The organism is uncultured Flavobacterium sp. (assembly GCF_963974175.1).
Lineage (GTDB): Bacteria > Bacteroidota > Bacteroidia > Flavobacteriales > Flavobacteriaceae > Flavobacterium.
The window spans coordinates 285,186-304,477 of the sequence record NZ_CAXBBR010000004.1 but is presented as its reverse complement, the minus strand read 5'-3'; the positions used below and the strand labels follow the sequence as shown (position 1 = coordinate 304,477).

At 34.2% G+C, this 19,292-nt stretch carries 17 protein-coding genes; 13 read left to right on the top strand and 4 right to left on the bottom strand.

What is annotated here, in order from left to right:
- Positions 1 to 146: 146 nt before the first annotated feature.
- Complete coding sequence (locus tag AAC069_RS08750) at positions 147 to 2,222, bottom strand: hypothetical protein (protein WP_339920094.1); 2,076 nt, start codon at positions 2,220 to 2,222, stop codon at positions 147 to 149.
- Between the two features lie 751 nt (positions 2,223 to 2,973).
- Between AAC069_RS08750 and AAC069_RS08745 the strand changes: the two genes are divergently transcribed.
- The 7 genes from AAC069_RS08745 (at position 2,974) to AAC069_RS08715 (ending at position 10,125) form a co-directional block, all read left to right on the top strand.
- Entirely contained in the window at positions 2,974 to 4,329 is a 1,356-nt protein-coding gene (locus AAC069_RS08745; RefSeq protein WP_339920093.1) for a Na(+)-translocating NADH-quinone reductase subunit A, read from the top strand.
- Positions 4,330 to 4,577: 248 nt separating this feature from the next.
- Positions 4,578 to 5,759, top strand: coding sequence for an NADH:ubiquinone reductase (Na(+)-transporting) subunit B (locus tag AAC069_RS08740; RefSeq protein WP_339920092.1), 1,182 nt, complete (start codon positions 4,578 to 4,580; stop codon positions 5,757 to 5,759).
- Positions 5,752 to 6,483 (top strand): NADH:ubiquinone reductase (Na(+)-transporting) subunit C, encoded by a 732-nt coding sequence (nqrC, locus tag AAC069_RS08735; RefSeq protein ID WP_339920091.1) that lies wholly within the window; start codon positions 5,752 to 5,754, stop codon positions 6,481 to 6,483. Before AAC069_RS08740 ends, nqrC begins: the two co-directional genes overlap by 8 nt.
- 11 nt (positions 6,484 to 6,494) lie before the next feature.
- Positions 6,495 to 7,175, top strand: coding sequence for an NADH:ubiquinone reductase (Na(+)-transporting) subunit D (locus tag AAC069_RS08730; RefSeq protein ID WP_339920090.1), 681 nt, complete (start codon positions 6,495 to 6,497; stop codon positions 7,173 to 7,175).
- 32 nt (positions 7,176 to 7,207) lie between these two features.
- Positions 7,208 to 7,822 carry an NADH:ubiquinone reductase (Na(+)-transporting) subunit E gene (gene nqrE, locus AAC069_RS08725; protein ID WP_339920089.1) on the top strand — a complete coding sequence of 205 codons (615 nt, stop codon included), beginning with the start codon at positions 7,208 to 7,210 and terminating at the stop codon, positions 7,820 to 7,822.
- A 19-nt stretch (positions 7,823 to 7,841) separates the two neighbouring features.
- Entirely contained in the window at positions 7,842 to 9,107 is a 1,266-nt protein-coding gene (gene nqrF / locus AAC069_RS08720) for an NADH:ubiquinone reductase (Na(+)-transporting) subunit F (protein WP_339920088.1), read from the top strand.
- Between the two features lie 10 nt (positions 9,108 to 9,117).
- Positions 9,118 to 10,125: an FAD:protein FMN transferase gene (locus AAC069_RS08715; RefSeq protein ID WP_339920087.1), complete on the top strand. Its 1,008-nt coding sequence runs from the start codon at positions 9,118 to 9,120 to the stop codon at positions 10,123 to 10,125.
- On the opposite strand, the gene AAC069_RS08710 is transcribed toward AAC069_RS08715, so the two are convergent.
- Both AAC069_RS08710 and AAC069_RS08705 read right to left on the bottom strand, forming a co-directional pair.
- Positions 10,122 to 10,307, bottom strand: coding sequence for a membrane or secreted protein (locus AAC069_RS08710; RefSeq protein ID WP_339920086.1), 186 nt, complete (start codon positions 10,305 to 10,307; stop codon positions 10,122 to 10,124). The genes AAC069_RS08715 and AAC069_RS08710 overlap by 4 nt on opposite strands.
- 36 nt (positions 10,308 to 10,343) lie before the next feature.
- A complete protein-coding gene (locus AAC069_RS08705) occupies positions 10,344 to 10,778 on the bottom strand; it encodes a CBS domain-containing protein (protein ID WP_339920085.1) in 435 nt (144 codons plus the stop codon).
- 797 nt (positions 10,779 to 11,575) lie between these two features.
- Between AAC069_RS08705 and AAC069_RS08700 the strand changes: the two genes are divergently transcribed.
- The 5 genes from AAC069_RS08700 to AAC069_RS08680 all read left to right on the top strand — a co-directional run bounded on the left by AAC069_RS08700 (position 11,576) and on the right by AAC069_RS08680 (position 15,853).
- A complete protein-coding gene (locus tag AAC069_RS08700; protein ID WP_339920084.1) occupies positions 11,576 to 13,129 on the top strand; it encodes a bifunctional response regulator/alkaline phosphatase family protein in 1,554 nt (517 codons plus the stop codon).
- A gap of 125 nt (positions 13,130 to 13,254) precedes the next feature.
- Positions 13,255 to 13,662, top strand: coding sequence for a tRNA (adenosine(37)-N6)-threonylcarbamoyltransferase complex ATPase subunit type 1 TsaE (gene tsaE, locus AAC069_RS08695; RefSeq protein ID WP_339920083.1), 408 nt, complete (start codon positions 13,255 to 13,257; stop codon positions 13,660 to 13,662).
- A 13-nt stretch (positions 13,663 to 13,675) separates the two neighbouring features.
- On the top strand, positions 13,676 to 14,155 hold the full coding sequence (locus tag AAC069_RS08690) for a GNAT family N-acetyltransferase (protein ID WP_339920082.1): 480 nt from the start codon (positions 13,676 to 13,678) through the stop codon (positions 14,153 to 14,155).
- Between the two features lie 87 nt (positions 14,156 to 14,242).
- Positions 14,243 to 15,442 (top strand): alanine dehydrogenase, encoded by a 1,200-nt coding sequence (locus AAC069_RS08685; RefSeq protein ID WP_339920081.1) that lies wholly within the window; start codon positions 14,243 to 14,245, stop codon positions 15,440 to 15,442.
- A gap of 36 nt (positions 15,443 to 15,478) precedes the next feature.
- Entirely contained in the window at positions 15,479 to 15,853 is a 375-nt protein-coding gene (locus AAC069_RS08680) for a DUF4258 domain-containing protein (RefSeq protein ID WP_339920080.1), read from the top strand.
- 306 nt (positions 15,854 to 16,159) lie between these two features.
- Here the strand turns inward: AAC069_RS08680 and AAC069_RS08675 are convergent, their stop codons facing one another.
- Complete coding sequence (locus tag AAC069_RS08675) at positions 16,160 to 16,852, bottom strand: uracil-DNA glycosylase (protein WP_339920079.1); 693 nt, start codon at positions 16,850 to 16,852, stop codon at positions 16,160 to 16,162.
- A gap of 218 nt (positions 16,853 to 17,070) precedes the next feature.
- Here AAC069_RS08675 and AAC069_RS08670 point away from each other — a divergent pair, with 218 nt between their 5' ends.
- Positions 17,071 to 19,239, top strand: coding sequence for a DNA mismatch repair protein MutS (locus tag AAC069_RS08670; protein ID WP_339920078.1), 2,169 nt, complete (start codon positions 17,071 to 17,073; stop codon positions 19,237 to 19,239).
- The last annotated feature ends 53 nt before the right edge of the window (positions 19,240 to 19,292 follow it).

Genomic DNA, 19,292 nt, shown 5'->3' with positions numbered 1-19,292 from the left:
CCACTTTGAGATGGCTGGAAGTTCGTAACCGCTCAATTTTCGGCTTAACGAAAAGTTGATGCGAAACGATAATTCCACTAAACTCCAGCTATATCAAAACAGCTGTTAGGTGCTGACGTTCTTGTTTATCAATACTTTTCCTCGCTTTATAAGTGATTTTTTTCGAATTCATTTTCAAATTCAATAATCTTATTTTGTTTATGAGTAGATTTTCCCAATCTATTCCAGCAAAATGTTCCAATTAACCAAAGTCCAATAAAAGGCGAATACATTAATGTTCTAAATGTTGTTTTTAGTGTTTCACTTTCTAATTGGTCAATATTACAAATAAGTTTATATGAATAGTTGTAATCTGATGTTATAAAACAAAACTGTAATGCAATGAATAGAACTATAATTAAACCTAATAGAATCATCAAATATGCGGGGTTTTGCCATTTAGTCAAGTTTTCTTTTACTGTTTTTTGCTTTAATTCAGCTTTTAGGCTTTTAACTTCTAATTCTTTAAGGGTAAGTTTTGTAATCTGATCGTCAGTTTTAGTTTCAAGACTGTCAATTTTAACTTGTGAAACTTCTTTATGTGATTCAAACTTATCTTCCAAAACGGAATGTTTTTCTGAAAGTTCTCCTAAATCTTTTTCAAGTTCTGTTTTAGCAAATGATTTAGATTGTTCTATAATTTCATCGTCACTATATCCATTTTGAATAACATCTTTAAATTTTTTCTCAACAAGAACTTTTATTAATGAGGATTGTTTTTCTGCATCCTCTGTAATCTCACTAATCCCTGTTAATATTAATTGAAGTTTTTCATATGAGATTTCTTTTTCACTTTGTGGCATATTAAGAAAACTAACGAAGCTTTTAAAATCATCACTTGTACGATTAACGTACCGAAGTAAAATACTCATCCATTGGCTCGGTAATAAAATAATTGGAGTCCCAATACCTTTTTGAAAATCCCATCTTCTTAAACCTTGGTCTGTTGATAAAAAAAAGTATTTAGTTTCAACCAAATTAGCATTTTTTCCACCTCTTCTTTTTTCTATTAAATGTATGTTTTTTGCATCCCATATTGAAGTTTCAAAACCATTCATTGAACCTTCTGCTGATTTAAAACTATGAATATTGTTTGCAATTTCATTTAATATTTTAATTTCTTTTTCATCTTTTTCATCAAATGGGATTGCATAATCGATAGATGCTTTGAACTTTCTTATAAATTCATCAAATAACACATTAATATGTGATTCAAAGTATTCTAAACTTGTATTGATTCTATTCATTCGCCATTTATGGTAAAAGTCAAAAAAATCACTTTGCGCAATATGTGTTGTGAAGATTTTTGGATTGATCCGAGGTGAATTATGTTTAGCAATTTGAGCAATATAATATTTTATAGATGCCTTAAATTCCATTTCAGAGAAGCGCGATATGACAAGCGTTTCACCAGCCTCATTAAATTTTGACAAAAAGGACAACGTTCTTTTTTGTCTGTTTTCACCATTAATACCTAATGCTCTAAATATTACATTTGTATCGAGATAAAAAGTTTTGTTTTTTAAATTGTCTAGATGTATTGAGTTTTCTGAATTATTTGTTATTAAACAGTATTCAATTCCATAACTTGCAATATCGAATATAGCTTTGTTTTTTCCATCATTATCCCAACTTAAAAACGAGTTTATAATTTCTCTTTCTAATTCATTAAATTGAGATTGTTCAACATTTATTAGTTCAGTGAGTTGCTTTTTACTATTTAATAGCTTTGAAAATCCACTTATATTTGAATTTATAAGCTCGTATAAAAATTTATATAATAAACTTTTTGAGTCGATTACTTCATTAGTTTTTTCATCTTTTTCAATGAATTCTTGAATAAAATAATCAATATTTTGTTTGTTAACTTTGGATAAGAGAGTTTGTTTTCTTTGCTCGGTAAGACTTACTAAATATTCATTTCCCTTATCTTTACCAACATTAAACCCTTTCTCTTTAGGGTTATTTACAATGGATTTAATTTCCTCCTCATCAAACGTGAAATGATAATTTTCATCAATATAATCTATTATATCGTGAATACTCATTTGTCTATTTTCGTTATCTAATAACGACGATTCTATAATTTTTCTGTGTATTGTTTTTGGTGCAACTTCGTAATTATTGTCAGCATATAATACAGTCGCCAAGCGAAATAATTGATTTTTATGTTCTAAAGTCATTTTGTTTTATATACTCTTGTTTTATATTATTATTGTTTCAAATATGTAGTTTCGTAAGTTACGCTTGCACCTAACTAGTATATAACATAAAGTTTATACCTCTTTTAATAAAATTCTCTCTCTTTACTCGAAACAAAAATCCACAACAAAAACAAATGCGCTGCATCTTCTTGTTGTGGATTAATTTTGTTTTTCGTGGTGTTCAAATATAGGATTTATTTTGTTAAATCAATTTTTTAAATTTTTCACTGACAAATATATTGAGAACTAAGTTCCTATTGTTACGGTTTTCCTCATTTAGGTTCGTAATTGAGTTTCTTTTTAACTTTTCTATTACTGAAAAAATCACTTTTAATCAACAGTGATTTTTTTATTCTTATAAAACACATTCGTGATTTCTAGCCCTGATGGAAGCGGCATCCTCTTTATCCCCGCTTATCGGGATAAAGAGATATAGCGGACAGCAGGAGCTGTCGGGCTTGAAGCCACAATCCCTCTGCTCCTAAAATTTATTTTAAGGCTATTCTTTTGAAAATCATTTCTTTATAAAAATGAACTTTCTGTCCAATTATACATTATTCCTTAACTAAAATGTTTTTATTGTTGGTGTTTTGACACAAATTCATTAAATTAGTACTTTATACTTCCATTTTTTTAACAAATAAATAATAAACTTAATCTTATAGCATACTAGAATTATATTCCTATACCAGAAAATCATAAGTAATACCCACTAAAAATAAATTAATGTATGAGTGAATATATTAAAATTAAACGGGGATTGAATCTCAAATTGATCGGTGAAGCTGCTAAGACAGTATTAGACCTGCCTGTGGCGGAAATATTTGCTATAAAACCAAAAGATTTTGTGGGGCTAACACCCAAATTATTAGTGAAAGCTGGTGCCAATGTAGAAGCTGGAACTCCGCTATTTTACGATAAAAACAATAAAAAAATTCAGTTTTGCTCTCCCGTGAGTGGTGAAGTAATTGAAATTCTTCGTGGCCAGAAAAGAGTCATTTTAGAAATAAAAATCCTTGCTGACAGGGAAATAAAACAACTTGGATTTACCAAATCAAATCCCAACCAACTTTCTCGACAAGAAATCATTGACCTACTATTGAATAGTGGTGTTTGGCCGTTTATCCGCCAACGTCCTTATGGAACTATCGCGAATCCAAGCGAGAGCCCAAAAGCCATCTTCATATCTGCCTTTGACACGAATCCATTAGCTCCTGATACTGATTTTATCATGTCAGGGAAAGAGTCTTATTTTCAAACGGGAATTAATGCTTTGAAGCAATTAACGACTGGAAAAATACATTTAAACGTTCAAGCGAATACCGCCCCTGCTCCTGCTTTTAGTCAGGCTCAAAATGTACAAATCAATACGATCTCTGGTCCTCATCCAGCGGGAAATGTTGGCATTCAAATTCACCACATTGATCCTATTAACAAAGGAGAAGTAGTATGGTACATCAATCCACAAGATGTAGTCATTATGGGGAAATTATTTGATGAAGGAATTTTTGACGCTACTCGAATCCTTGCAGTTACAGGTTCTCAGATTAACAACCCCAAATATTATAAAACGATTGTGGGTTCGTCTATAAAAAATATTCTTACAGAAGCAGGGCTAAAAAAAGGCGACAACAGAATCATCAGTGGTTCTATTTTGTCTGGTAGCCAAATTCCAGCTGACGGTTATTTGGGTTTCTATGATTCCCAAATTACTGTAATCCCTGAAGGCAATGAATATGAGTTTATGGGATGGCTAGCGCCCGGCTTAGATAAATTTAGTGTGTCACGTACTTTTTTCTCTTGGTTGACACCAAATAAAAAACATGATTTAAATACCAATTTACATGGCGAAGAACGTCCTTTTGTAATGACAGGACAATATGAAAAAGTTTTTCCTATGGATATTTACCCCGTTCAACTTTTAAAATCAATCTTAATTGAAGACATCGACATGATGGAAAAATTAGGAATATATGAAGTAGTAGAAGAAGATTTTGCACTCTGCGAATTAGTCTGTACATCCAAGATCAAATCGCAAGAAATCATACGTCATGGTCTTGATATGGTAAGGAAGGAGTTTAGTTAGTAGTTAAGGTTGTTGTTTTTTGATGCTGATTTTTCGTCAGTTCGAGTGATTCCGATTCGTCGGGATTGTATCGAGAACAAGGAAAATTTCATTAAAAAACGGTTCTCGATACATTTTTCGCTTCATTTCATTACGCAAAAAATACTCGAACTGACATTTTAATCGTTCGATCTAATGAATTAATTAACAATACATAATACCCATACAATCTAATAGTTACCAAATTTAATCATTAAAAAAATCTGAATTTGAAGCCACTTAGAAACTTACTGAACAATCTCAAACCTAATTTTGAAAAAGGGGGGAAACTAGAAAAATTCTATCCCGCATTTGACGCGTTTGAAACCTTCCTATTTGTACCTAATCATACTACAAAAAGTAAAGGAACACATGTGCGCGATGCTATCGATTTAAAACGTACGATGATATTAGTGGTGCTCTCTTTAGTTCCCTGTTTATTATTTGGGATGTGGAATATTGGTTACCAACACCACCACGCTTTAGGAATTACGAATGTTTCTCTAATGGATAATTTTATTTTCGGAGCCATCAAAGCACTACCCCTAATTATAGTTTCTTACGGAGCAGGATTGACGACGGAGTTTATTTTTGCCATTATTAGAAAACATACTATTAATGAAGGCTTTTTAGTTTCAGGCATGTTGATTCCGCTCATAATGCCCATTGATGTCCCCTTGTGGATGCTGGCGGTAGCGACGATATTTGCAGTTATTATAGGTAAAGAAGTTTTTGGTGGAACAGGAATGAATATTTTAAACCCTGCGCTTACCGCTAGAGCGTTTCTATTTTTTGCGTATCCAAGCAAAATGTCTGGAAACGAAGTTTGGATAAACACGAGTACTGACAAAGGACAAGCCGTTGTTGATGCATATAGTGGCGCAACTCCATTAGGCGATGCTGCAGCTGGTTTTGCTGATAAAATTCCGAGCATGATGGAATCCTTTATAGGTATTATTCCTGGTTCTGTAGGGGAAACATCTACGCTTGCTTGCTTGATTGGCGCTGGTATTTTATTATATACAGGAATTGGTAGTTGGCGCATAATGGCCTCGGTATTCACCGGTGGATTTTTGATGGCAGTGATCTTTAATTTCTTTGGATTGAATACTTTAATGCAAATTAGTCCGCTACATCATTTAGTATTAGGAGGATTTGCCTTTGGCGCAATTTTTATGGCGACCGATCCTGTGAGTGCAACACAAACAAATACCGGAAAATACATATATGGTTTTTTAATAGGACTACTAGCAATTCTCTTTCGAGTTTTTAACCCCGCTTACCCCGAAGGAATGATGTTAGCGATTTTATTTATGAATGTCATGGCGCCTTTAATAGACCATTATGTTGTAGAAGCAAATATCAAAAGAAGATTAAAAAGAGTTAATCCAATACGTAATCAAAATGGATAAAGACAGTAACAAAGCCACGTTTATTTTTTCCTCTGTTATGGTGGTAGTCATTGCCGTACTGCTATCAGTGACTGCCATAAGTCTTGCTCCCTATCAGGAGAAGAATGTTAGGGTTGAAAAAATGAAAAATATACTAACCAGTGTTTCGATTCCTACTGAAACTGCCGCCACCGAAGCTGCCTTTAATAAATACATTACTCAACAAATTGTATTGAACAATAAAGGCGAACAAGTAACAGGAAGTGTTACTGCTTTTGACATTGACCTTAAAAAGGAATTAGATAAAGTTAAAACAGGAAAAGAAAATGAACAGTTGTTTCCGCTATTCATTTGCAATAAAGAGGGGAAATCATTTTACATTATTCCGATAAGAGGAAAAGGATTGTGGGGACCTATATGGGGATTTATTTCACTTGAAAGTGATATGAATACTGTTTACGGAGTCAGTTTTGGTCACAAAAGTGAAACTCCTGGACTTGGTGCCGAGATTGAAACGCAAAAATTCCAACAGCAGTTTATTGGGAAGCAAATATTTGATGAATCGGGCAAATTTGTTTCGGTTACCGTAATTAAAGGAGGCGCAAAACCAAATGATATGCATGGTGTTGATGCTATTTCGGGTGCAACAATTACGAGTAAAGGGGTAACAGAAATGTTTGAAAGAACATTAAACAATTACATCCCCTATTTTAAAAAACAGGAAGCAATAGCATTTACAAACTAAAATAACAGGATATGAGCAAAGAAACAATCGCAGTTCCTGCAAAACCAAAGAAGACAAAAGAGCCTTTATTTTCGCCAAAAAATAAAAGACTTTTATACGATCCATTAAATGATAATAATCCCATCACCGTTCAGGTATTGGGGATCTGTTCCGCATTGGCCGTTACGGTAAAAATGAAACCATCGATTGTTATGGCTCTCGCGGTAATCGTAGTTTGTGCCTTTTCGAATGTTATTATTTCATTTATTCGAAATATTATTCCAAATCGCATTCGGATTATCGTTCAATTAACGGTGGTTGCCGCGATGGTAATCTTAGTTGATCAATTTTTAAAAGCTTTTGTATTTGACGTAAGTAAGCAGTTATCCGTTTTTGTTGGATTAATTATCACGAATTGCATCATCATGGGACGTCTAGAAGCCTTTGCTATGTCTAACAAACCTTGGCCTTCTTTTTTAGATGGAATTGGAAACGGTTTTGGCTATGGGTTGATTTTGGTAATCGTTTCTATGATTCGGGAACTATTTGGTTCTGGAGAACTGATGGGGTATCGTATCATTCCAGAGTCCATTTACAAATTAGGTTATTTTAACAATAGCCTGGTCATCATGCCGCCTATGGCGCTAATCATTGTAGGGATTCTTATCTGGATTCAAAGAAGCCGAAATCAAAAACTAATTGAATCGAAATAATACTTTAATAAACACGATTTAAACATTTCATCATGGAACACATCAATATATTTATAAAAGCGGTTTTTATTGAGAACATGATATTTGCCTATTTTCTAGGCATGTGTTCCTATTTGGCCATTTCTAAAACCGTGAAAAGTGCTGTGGGGCTAGGACTTGCAGTGACTTTTGTATTATCTATTTCGGTTCCTGTGTGTTATCTATTAGAGAAATATGTCTTAAAAGCGGGAGCCTTACGGTGGTTATCTCCCGACTTTGAAACCGTTGACCTTAGTTTTTTAAGTTTTATAATGTTTATTGCAACAATTGCCTCTATTGTACAATTAGTAGAGATGATTGTTGAAAAATATGCACCCGCATTGTACAGTTCCTTGGGGATATTCTTGCCGTTAATTGCGGTAAACTGCTCGATTCTAGGAGGGGCGTTATTTATGCAAGAAAGAGAATACGCGAGCTTAGGTGAAGCCACTATTTTCGCTTTTGGTTCTGGTGTGGGATGGTTTCTAGCCATAGTTGCTTTATCTGCTATTCGAGAAAAATTACGATATTCTAATGTTCCTGGCCCTTTGAGAGGTTTAGGGATTACGTTTATTTTAACTGGATTAATGGCAATTGCATTTATGAGCTTTATGGGGATTTCGTTATAAATCTATAATCAAATTGAAAATGATAATATTAGGTATTAATAGCACAACAATAATCAGTAGCGTAATTGTTTTTTTACTCTTCAATTCGCTACTTGTCTATATAATTCTGTTTGCCAAATCAAAGCTTACTCCTTCAGGATTAGTCAAGATACTCATAAACGAAGAGGATATGCTTGAAACTGAAGCGGGTTCAACCCTGCTTTCCACGTTGTCCAATAAGAAAATATTCCTACCCTCAGCCTGCGGTGGCGGTGGCACTTGCGGAATGTGTAAATGCCAAATACTATCTGGTGGAGGTGAAATATTACCAACTGAAACACCTTATTTTTCAAGAAAAGAACAGCAAGACAACTGGAGATTAGGATGCCAAGTAAAAGTAAAGCAGGATATGAAAATAGTAATTCCTGCTAGCGTTATGGGTATAAAAAAATGGGAATGTGAAGTCGTTTCGAATGACAATGTAGCTACCTATATCAAAGAATTAGTGGTTAAATTACCCGAAGGTGATTTTTTAGACTTTGAGTCGGGATCTTATATTCAAATAGATATTCCGGAGTGCGAAGTTGATTTTAAAAATGATCTTTACAAAATTGACGACCGTTTCAAAGAAGATTATGACAAATTTGGAATTTGGGATTTGAAAATGAAAAATCCAGAATCTATATTTAGAGCCTACTCTATGGCAAATCATCCAGCAGAAGGCAACATAATTATTCTCAACATCCGACTTGCTACTCCCCCATTTGACCGAAAAAATGGCGGTTTTATGAAGTTGAATCCAGGCGTGTCCTCCTCTTATGTTTTTTCGTTGAAACCAGGTGACAAAGTCAATATTGCAGGTCCTTTCGGGGATTTCCATATTAAGCCTACACAAAGAGAAATGATTTATATAGGCGGAGGAGCAGGAATGGCGCCATTACGTTCTCATTTATTCCATCTTTTTCATACCGTAAAAGAAAAAAACAGAAAAGTGAGTTTTTGGTACGGAGGAAGATCTTCGAGAGAGGTTTTTTATACCGATGAATTTAAGAAAATTGAAGAAGAATTTCCCAATTTCAATTACAACGTCGCACTTTCTGAACCTTTACCCGAAGACAATTGGACGGGATACACCGGGTTTATTCATAATGTCCTATTTGATAATTACTTAAAAAACCATGAAGCGCCAGAAGATATAGAATATTACATTTGCGGTCCACCAATGATGAATGCAGCCGTATTTAAAATGCTCGACGAACTGGGAGTTCCGCCAGAGAATATAGCATTTGATGATTTTGGAGGTTAAAAATAAATGTATGAAAAATGTACTACTTCCTCTTCTCAGCACGCTATTAATCCTAGCGAGTTGTACTTCTGACAAAAAAGAAATAATTAAGCTCGAAGGAAATTCGCAAGGAACAACCTACCACATCACTTATTTATCTAACGATGGTATTCTTTACAAAAAAGCTGTTGATTCGTTACTAGCCGAGATTGATGGTTCAATGTCTACATGGATTCCGACTTCGATTATTTCTAGAATAAACAACAACGAAGAGAATGTTATCGTAGATGATTATTTCAAAGTGGTTTTTAATAAATCTGCTGAAGTTTCTAAAAAAACAGAAGGGAATTTTGATATTACCGTGGGGCCATTGGTTAATTCCTGGGGCTTTGGACCAACGACAAAAAACACCTTAAACAAAGCCAAAGTAGATAGCTTACTACAATTAGTGAATTATAAAATGGTGACCTTAAAGGATAACAAAATTATAAAAGAAAAACCAGCCATTAAGATTGACTTCAATGCTATTGCGCAAGGTTATTCAGTAGACGTGATAGCAGATTTTCTTGAAAGTAAAGGAATAGACAACTACTTAGTCGAATTAGGAGGCGAAATAAAGGCCAAAGGAAAAAAAGAAAATGAAGAATGGAAAGTAGGAATCGATCAACCTAGTGAAGAAAAATCTACAGAAAGAAAATTAGAAGCAGTCGTAAACTTAAACAATAGAGCGCTAGCCACTTCTGGAAATTACCGAAAATTTTATATTGAGGAAAATCAAAAATTGTCTCACATCATTGATCCTAAAACGGGTTACCCTGCCAAACATAATTTACTAAGTACCACAGTAATCGCCGATGATGGAATTACAGCTGACGCTTATGCTACCGCTTTCATGGTGATGGGTTTAAAAAAATCGATTGGCTTTTTGGAAAAAAACGAAAACTTAAAATTGGAGGTTTATTTTATTTATGACGAAAACGGAAAATGGAAAACCTATACTTCTGAAAGTTTAAAGAAACGGATAAAAGAATTGCATTAAGATTTACATTTTTCCTGTGGTTTAGCACCACATATACCACATGCCTCCCCATCGCCTTGTACTAATGGATTATTACTACTACAAGTACCTGAAAATCGTCCGTTTTTTTTCACTAAGATTTTGATGGCAATACCTGCCATTCCAAGTGCTAGAAGTAGAATAGAAAGAAAAATAGTTGCCATAAAGCATTTCTCTAAGTTAGAATGATTTGGTACCTATTAAGCTTTAGTGCCGTGGATATAGGAGTCTAAATGATCGATCGTGTTTTTTTGTAATTCAATGATTGATTTTACCACATCACCAATAGAAATAATTCCAACTACTTTCTCCTCTAACAAAACAGGTAGATGTCTAACTCTTTTATTGGTAATTAAATCCATACAATAATCTAAATCATCGGTTGGTTTTACACTAACGATTTCTTTATCCATGATTTCATGAACAAAGGTATCCTTTGAAGCTTTATTCTTCAAAACAATTTTTCGGGCATAATCTCTTTCAGACAATATTCCTTTCAAATTATCATCTTCAATTACTAGAACAGCCCCAACATTTCTTTCTCCCATTATCCTTAAGGCTTCATAAACCGTAATAGTAGAAGGTATGGAGTGAACTTCATTTCCTTTTTTCTTTAATATTTCGTTTACAGTCATAATAGATGGTTTTATGTTATGCATAAATTTAAGTAAAAAATAAGTGAAATGCTATGAAACTACATTAATTTTTTGTGTTAATACCAATAATTTAATATAAGTAACAACCTAAAATTCTACAATTATATTTTTTTATGCCCAGATAGCGAAGTGTAAAAGCTCGAAGGACTGTTTCAATTTATTGCCACAGATTCAAAGATTAAAAAATGACACCTACTGTTATCATAATTTTTGCTTCAATCTTATTGTGCTATGTTACAATAATTTATTAATGTGCTGTTTATTGCTACATCCCAATTTAGAATAGACAACAATACCTCCTATTTAGGCGTTCTTAAGTTAAAGGTGTTGGTCTTTTTTTAGCAGGTCACGCTATAGTTTTGACAATAAAATCGAACTTTACTATTCGTGACGATTTGTAGGTGTGACAAAAGGAGAGTTTAAATATTAAGGAAAGTTAAGTGAAATTAGCCATAAAATGTTTTCGTGTAATTAACTTACTTATTAATAGATAGTTAAATTAAAAAAGATCAGAGAATACAAATTAGAGGTTACAATGTAGATGTTAGAGATTAGTAGGTAATGGTTTTTAATCTTGTGACTCCTCTCTCGTCTTTTTTCATTTTACTTTATTCTATATTCTTTTTTCTTTATTTTCATTCTTGATTCTATTTTATTGCTTGTACGAGTCTCTAATTTTATCAAGAAATTTTATCATAATATTAGGAAATAAGCGCCTCAAAAAGCTGTAAATTGGCACAATAAATTAGAACTTTTGAATACTATTTATAAAATATATGGATAAGATAAAAATACTTTGGGTAGACGATGAAATCGATTATTTGAAACCACACATACTGTTCCTGGAAAAGAAAAACTACAGTGTCACTACTTGTAACAACGGTCGAGATGCGATTGATATATATGAAAACGAGAATTTTGACATTGTTTTCTTAGATGAAAATATGCCCGGCATGAGCGGACTAGAAACACTCTCTGAAATGAAAGAGAAAAAATCCTCCGTTCCGATGATTATGATCACCAAAAGTGAGGAAGAATACATAATGGAGGAAGCGATAGGTTCTAAAATTGCCGATTACCTGATTAAACCGGTGAATCCGAATCAGATTTTATTGAGTTTGAAAAAGAACCTAGATCATTCCCGTTTGATTTCGCAAAAAACTACCTTAGACTACCAAAAAGAGTTTAGAAAAATATCCATGGAAATGGCGATGGTAAATTCCTATGAAGACTGGGTAGAATTGTACAAAAAATTGATTTTCTGGGAGCTTAATCTGGAGAATATCAACGATCATGGGATGATTGAAATTTTGGAATCCCAAAAAGCAGAAGCCAATTCGCAGTTTGGAAAATTCATCGAACGCAATTATGAGGACTGGTTTTTACCAAAAGCAGACAAACCCATTCAATCTCATACTTTATTTAGAGAATTAGTCGTTCCCGAAATTGTAAAAAAAGACAAACCTATTTTGTTTGTGGTGATTGATAATTTGCGCTACGACCAATGGAAAACCTTTGAAAGCGAAGTGTCTAACTATTATAAACTGGAAAAGGAAGTTCCTTATTTTTCTATTCTTCCCACGGCTACCCAATATGCCAGAAACGCTATTTTCTCTGGTTTGACACCATTAGAAATGGAAAAACAGTTTCCGCAATATTGGAAAAATGATCCCGAAGAAGGTGGTAAAAACTTGTATGAAGCAGAGTTTTTATCAGCGCAGTTGAAACGATTAGGACTAAACATTAAAGAAGATTATTTCAAAATTACCAATTTGGCTGCAGGTAAAAAGCTGGTAGAGAATTTTAAAGGTCTAAAAGACAACGATCTGGTTACCGTAGTATATAATTTTGTCGACATGCTATCGCATGCTAAAACAGAAATGGACGTGGTTAAAGAACTTGCTTCCGATGATAAAGCGTATCGCTCGTTGACCTTGAGCTGGTTTAAGAACTCGCCGTTATTAGAAATTATTCAACAAGCACAAAAACTGGGCTTCAAATTGATATTAACGACCGATCATGGAACAATTAATGTCAAAAACCCATCAAAAGTGGTGGGTGATAAAAATACCAGCCTTAATTTACGTTACAAAACGGGGCGCAGCCTAACGTATGAGTACAAAGATGTTTATGCGGTCAAGGAACCAAAAAAAATAGGTTTACCTGCAATTAATATGAGTAGTTCTTATATTTTTGCAAAAAATGATTTGTTTCTGGCGTACGTAAATAACTTCAATCATTATGTGAGTTATTACAGAAACACCTATCAGCACGGTGGGATTTCATTGGAAGAAATGATTATTCCGTTTTTGATTTTTAATCCAAAGTAAAAAAAGGGTTTAACGTTTAAAGTTTCAGGTTTGAAAAGTTTAAAGTTTAAAAATGTTTAAAGTTTAATGAAATGCCGATATCATTATCTAGCACTCATAACTTATAATTCATAATTATTAAAAGTATGGAATTTATTTTTTCATTAGATGAAATCGAAAATACAGCACGTAAAATTGTTGCTGAAAAACCAAATAAAGTGATTCTTTTTCACGGAGATATGGGGGCTGGAAAAACCACTTTTATAAAACAATTAGCAAAGGAGCTCGGTGTAACGGAAGCAACAAGTAGTCCAACCTTTTCTTTAGTTAATGAATATCATACCGTGGACAATCAAGTTGTTTACCATTTTGATTTCTATAGATTAAAAAACGAAACTGAAGCATTAGATATGGGAGCAGATGAATATCTATATTCTGGGAACTGGTGCTTTATCGAATGGGCAGAAAATATCCCAAACCTTATCCCTGATTCCCATTCTGTTATCACTATCAAGGAACTAGCAGGCGGTAAACGTTTATTAGAATTAAGCTAAATCAGTACTTATCATGAATGTAGAGAATACCGTTGTAATTATCCCTTTTTCTTCCGATTTAAAGGAACCGATAAAAACATTGAACGAAGAATGGCTTAGCAGATATTTTAAAATCGAACCCAAAGACGAACGTGTGTTGTCCAATCCGCAAGAGGAAATAATAGATAAAGGTGGAATGATCTTTTATGCTAAATACAATGACAGTATTGTAGGTACAGTTTCTTTAATAAAGATGAACGATACGGAATTTGAATTAAGTAAAATGGCCGTTACCGATGGTGTTCAAGGGCTCGGAATAGGAAAGAAATTAATGGAACACTGTATCAAAGCTGCCGAAGACAACCATCTTGAAAAGATTATTATATATTCTAACAGAAGACTAGGACCTGCAATTGGTCTGTATGAAAAATATGGGTTTAAGGAAATACCTTTAGAAGATGGCGTATACGAAAGAGCCGATATTAAAATGGAAAAACTAATTGAGAGACTGTAAATTGTTCTTTTTCGAATATTTATCCCCTTTGAAAGCTTTTTTTTTTAATCTTTTTGCGTATTTTTACCTTTAATAATCACTTTATCAATGTCAATAGCAATAACTCCTTTCACTAAACAACAGTTATTACCACAGGAAGAAAAACTCGAAGTAAGCCGAAGAAAAAGCGAACTTTTTATTGGTATTCCCAAAGAAACCTGTTATCAAGAACGACGTATCTGTCTTACTCCAGACGCCGTTAACTCCCTGTCTTTTAATGGACATCGAGTAATGATAGAATCAGGAGCTGGGGAAAGTTCAAGTTATTCTGACAAAGAATATAGCGATGCCGGTGCCGAAGTAACGAAAGACACTGCAAAAGTATTTGGCTGTCCGATGATTTTGAAAGTAGGCCCACCTACTCTTGCCGAGATTGCCATGATGAATAACCAGACTATTCTTATCTCATCGATTCAATTAAAAACGATGCAGAAGAGTTACTTTGAAGCTTTAAGCAAAAAAAAGATTACCGCTTTAGCATTTGAATATATAAAAGATGAAGACGGCAGCTACCCCGCAGTACGATCATCTAGTGAAATAGCCGGAACCGCCTCGATATTAATTGCAGCCGAGTTGATGATAACCAATGAATTTGGAAAAGGTCTGCTATTTGGAAATATAACCGGAGTTCCTCCTACAGATGTGGTCATTTTAGGCGCTGGAACAGTCGGAGAATTTGCAGCTAAAACGGCTATTGGATTAGGAGCCAGCGTAAAAGTTTTCGATAATTCAATTACTAAATTGCGTCGCCTACAAAACAACCTGAACCAACGGATTTTCACTTCCACCATACAATCTAAATCTTTACTGAAAGCACTAAGACGTTGCGACGTTGCCATTGGAGCACTAAGCGGCGTAGAACGTTGTCCAGTAGTCGTTACTGAAACTATGGTAGAACACATGAAAGGTGGTGCCGTAATCGTGGATGTAAGCATTGATACAGGAGGTTGCTTTGAAACTTCAGAAGTAACATCGCATGAGAAACCAACCTTTATTAAAAGCAATGTAGTTCACTATTGTGTTCCTAATATTCCTTCACGTTATTCAAAAACAGCTTCACTTGCCATCAGTAACATCATTTCTCCTTTTTTAATGCAAATTGCTGAGGATGGTGGACTTGAAAGTGCTATTCGCTGTGATGTCGGACTAAAGCACGGAGTCTATTTTTACCACGGAATCCTGACCAATAAAGTAATGGGAGATTGGTTTGATTTACCTAATAACGATATCAATTTAATTGTTTTTTAAGTAAACTTTCCGCTACCTTTGCAAAAAAAATAATTCATGAAGTTTTTCCATCGTTTTGCCTACTATTTAGTGGGATTAGTTATAGGTCTATTTTTTGTTTCCATTATATTTAGCGGAAAAGATACACGCTGTAATTATTTTCCAAATGCCAGAGTTCTAAATGATTTAAGAAATAAACCTTTTGAATATTCTGAAAAAGCATCCAAGGTATTAGCCGAAAAATGGATTGACACCATCGATATCAAGAATACGTTAGAGTATGGAGATGTGGATTTTGACAATAGTAATACTGAATTCAACAAAGCAAAACTTTACGTAATTGAAGGTAAGACTACTGAAAATCAAGAAATCATATTGAAAGTAAGCAACCGAGAGAACAAGGCGATACTGGAAGAAATCATAAAGAAATAAAACAAAAGGCACTTTCATTATTTGGGCGTGCCACCATATAAAATAAGGGCTTATTACTTTGCGGTAATAAGCCCTTTTTTTATCTGCTGTCGGGCTTTACGCGCTACTTTGGTAGCTAGCTTCTATCCCTCACGCTGAATCCTCGTTTTATACGAGAGTTGTCAATGAATTTCTGTTTTTTTGTCATATCAACCTAGGAAAGATCATAAAGCCTAACGCCTATTGATATTCTTTTTAAAAGCGGATTTTTCTTTTTTAAGAAACAAAAAATCTGTTCTCCTATGTCTTAAAAAATAACCCACGCTATTAAAAAAGACTACCGTTATTAAAAATCCAATCAATCTCCTTTTCACCATTTGCTTTCAAATAAGAATTTGTTTTACTGAAATGCTTGTTCCCAAACCATTTTCCCTGGTTCGCACTCATAGGCGATGGATGTCCCGATTCTAAAACCAGATGTTTGCTTCGGTCTATTTTGAGTCCTTTTTTATGTGCAAAATTTCCCCAAAGTAAAAAAACAACTTTTTCCTTACCATCAGAGATATTTTGAATTGCGGCATCGGTAAAAAGGTTCCACTTTAAATGTTTATGGCTGTTGGGCGTATCTTCACGTACCGTTAGCGAGGCGTTTAAAAGTAAAACACCTTGCTTTGCCCAGGATTCTAAATTGCCTGACGAGGGTAAAAAAAGAGTCCCTAAATCATCACTCATTTCCCTAAAGATATTTCGCAATGAAGGCGGAATCCGAACACCGTCGTTTACAGAAAAAGCCAAGCCGTTAGCCTCCCCTTTTCCATGATAGGGATCCTGACCTATAATCACCACTTTCACCTCATTGAAACTGCAATAATTAAAAGCAGAAAAAATCAACTCCTTTGGCGGATAACAAGTATGAAGCTTATATTCTTCATCCACACTGTTTATTAATTCCGGAAAATAAGGTTTCTGAATTTCGTCTGCTAAAATAGCCTGCCATTTGGGGTCAAGATTAATTTTCATAATATAGAATTGTAGCGCAAATATACAGTAAGAATACTAAGTCATTTATCTAATTAGGATAAACAAACAGCAATTCCTTTCCGAATATTCTAGCTTTTTATATACCAATAAGAGTAAAATAGAATTCAACTATACATATATCATAAAGTACAGTATGTGATAGTCTATTTTAACACGGAATCTTTGTAACTTTGCTTCATTGCAATTTAGAAAAAAGAATGATATCCATTACCGAAAAGACATTACAAGATTTACAATTCCCAACTGTACTCGAAACCATTTCGACCATCTGTAATACAGACATTGGGAAACAAAAAGCCTTAGAAATCACCCCGTTTAGAGACAAAGAAACTTTGATGCAAGCTTTAATGCAAACATCTGAATATGTCTCTTCCTTCCAAAATAACAATGCGATTCCAAATCATGGTTTTGATGCCATAAGCCATGAAATTAAATTTCTGGCGATTGAGGATAGTTTTTTAGAAGTGGGAAGTTTTAGAAAAATTGCAACCTTGTCTTCAACGGTTAATTTTTTATTGAATTATTTTAAAAAATTCGATGACTATTACCCTCATTTAAATACCAGAGCCTCTCAAGTGGAGCTCACAAAAGAAATTATCACTTCCGTTGATGCGATAGTCGATAAATACGGTGAAATAAAAGACAATGCGTCTCCTGAACTATTGAATATTCGTAGAGATATTAACTCGATACGCGGTAAAGTGAACCAAAGTTTCGGTGTAGCACTTACGCAATACAACAGCTTAGGCTATCTTGATGATATTAAAGAAAGTTTTGTTCAAAACCGCAGGGTTTTGGCCGTTTTAGCGATGTACCGTCGTAAAGTAAAAGGATCGATCTTAGGAAGTTCAAAAACAGGAAGCATCGCTTATATCGAACCAGAAGCTACCTTAAAATATTCTCGTGAATTAAGTAATTTAGAATACGAAGAAAGCGAAGAAATCACACGGATATTAAAACAATTATCGAATGACATACGTCCGTTTTTACCGTTATTAATTCAATACCAGGACTTCCTTAGTGACGTTGATGTTATTGCGGCTAAAGCAAAATATGCCAACCGAATAAACGGTATCATGCCACAAATTACGGATAATCGCCGACTTTATTTTAGAGATGCCTACCACCCTATTTTGTATTTGAACAACAAACAGAAAAAGGAAATTACGCATCCGCAAACCATTGAACTGCAACAGGAAAACAGAATTATTGTAATTTCTGGACCGAATGCCGGTGGTAAAACAATCTCTTTAAAAACAGTTGGATTATTACAATTGATGTTGCAGTCAGGAATGTTGATTCCGGTTCATGAACGTTCAGAAACCTTTTTATTCGATAGAATACTTACAGATATTGGAGACAACCAATCTATTGAAAATCATCTTAGTACATACAGTTACCGACTAAAGAACATGAACTACTTCTTGAAGAAGTGCAACAAGAAAACCATGTTTTTAATTGATGAATTTGGTACTGGTTCCGACCCAGAACTGGGGGGTGCTTTGGCTGAAATTTTCCTTGAAGAATTCTACCATAGAGAAGCTTTTGGAATCATAACTACCCACTATTCGAATTTAAAAATTTTAGCTAATGAGTTGCCTTTTGCAACCAATGCTAATATGATGTTTGATGAAAAGTCATTAGAACCTATGTATAAATTGGCTTTGGGCCAAGCAGGAAGTTCCTTTACTTTTGAAGTGGCATTAAAAAACGGAATTCCGTTCAGTCTGATCAATCGTGCTAAGAAGAAAATTGAAGTTGGAAAAGTACGCTTTGACAAAACCATTGCGACTTTACAAAAAGAACGTTCGAAAATGGAAAAGACTTCACAAACGCTAAAGGAAGAAGAAACCAAAGCGCGCGAGGAAGGAAAGAAAATGGAAACGATCAATGTCAAAATCAAGCAAAAGTTAGAAAGCTATCAAGAATTATATGATAGTAACCAAAAGACCATCTACATTGGTCAGAAAATTGAGGACATTGCGGAGAAGTATTTCAATAATAAGAGTAAAAAAGACCTTATTGGTGAATTTTTGAAAATCATCGAAATTGAAAATTCAAAACGCAAGAAAGCAACACCGAAAGAAGCCAAGGCTATTGTAGCCAAGAAGAAAGAAGTTATTGCTGAAGTTACGGTACATGTAGAAGAAATAAGAAAAGAAAAGAAGGAAAAGAAATTGAAACCCGTTATCGAGAAAGTCAAGGCTATTTTAAGAGTAGGTGATCGCGTGCGTATGCTCGACGGAAAAGCAGTAGGAAGTATTGATACTATCGAAAAGAATAAAGCAACAGTAAATTACGGTATGTTTACATCGAAAGTTAGTTTAGATGAACTGGAACTGGTGGAAGCGATGAAGAAGAAGTAATCAGTTTGCAGTATTAAGATCAGGTTAGCAGTGTCTTTGCGAGGAACGAAGCA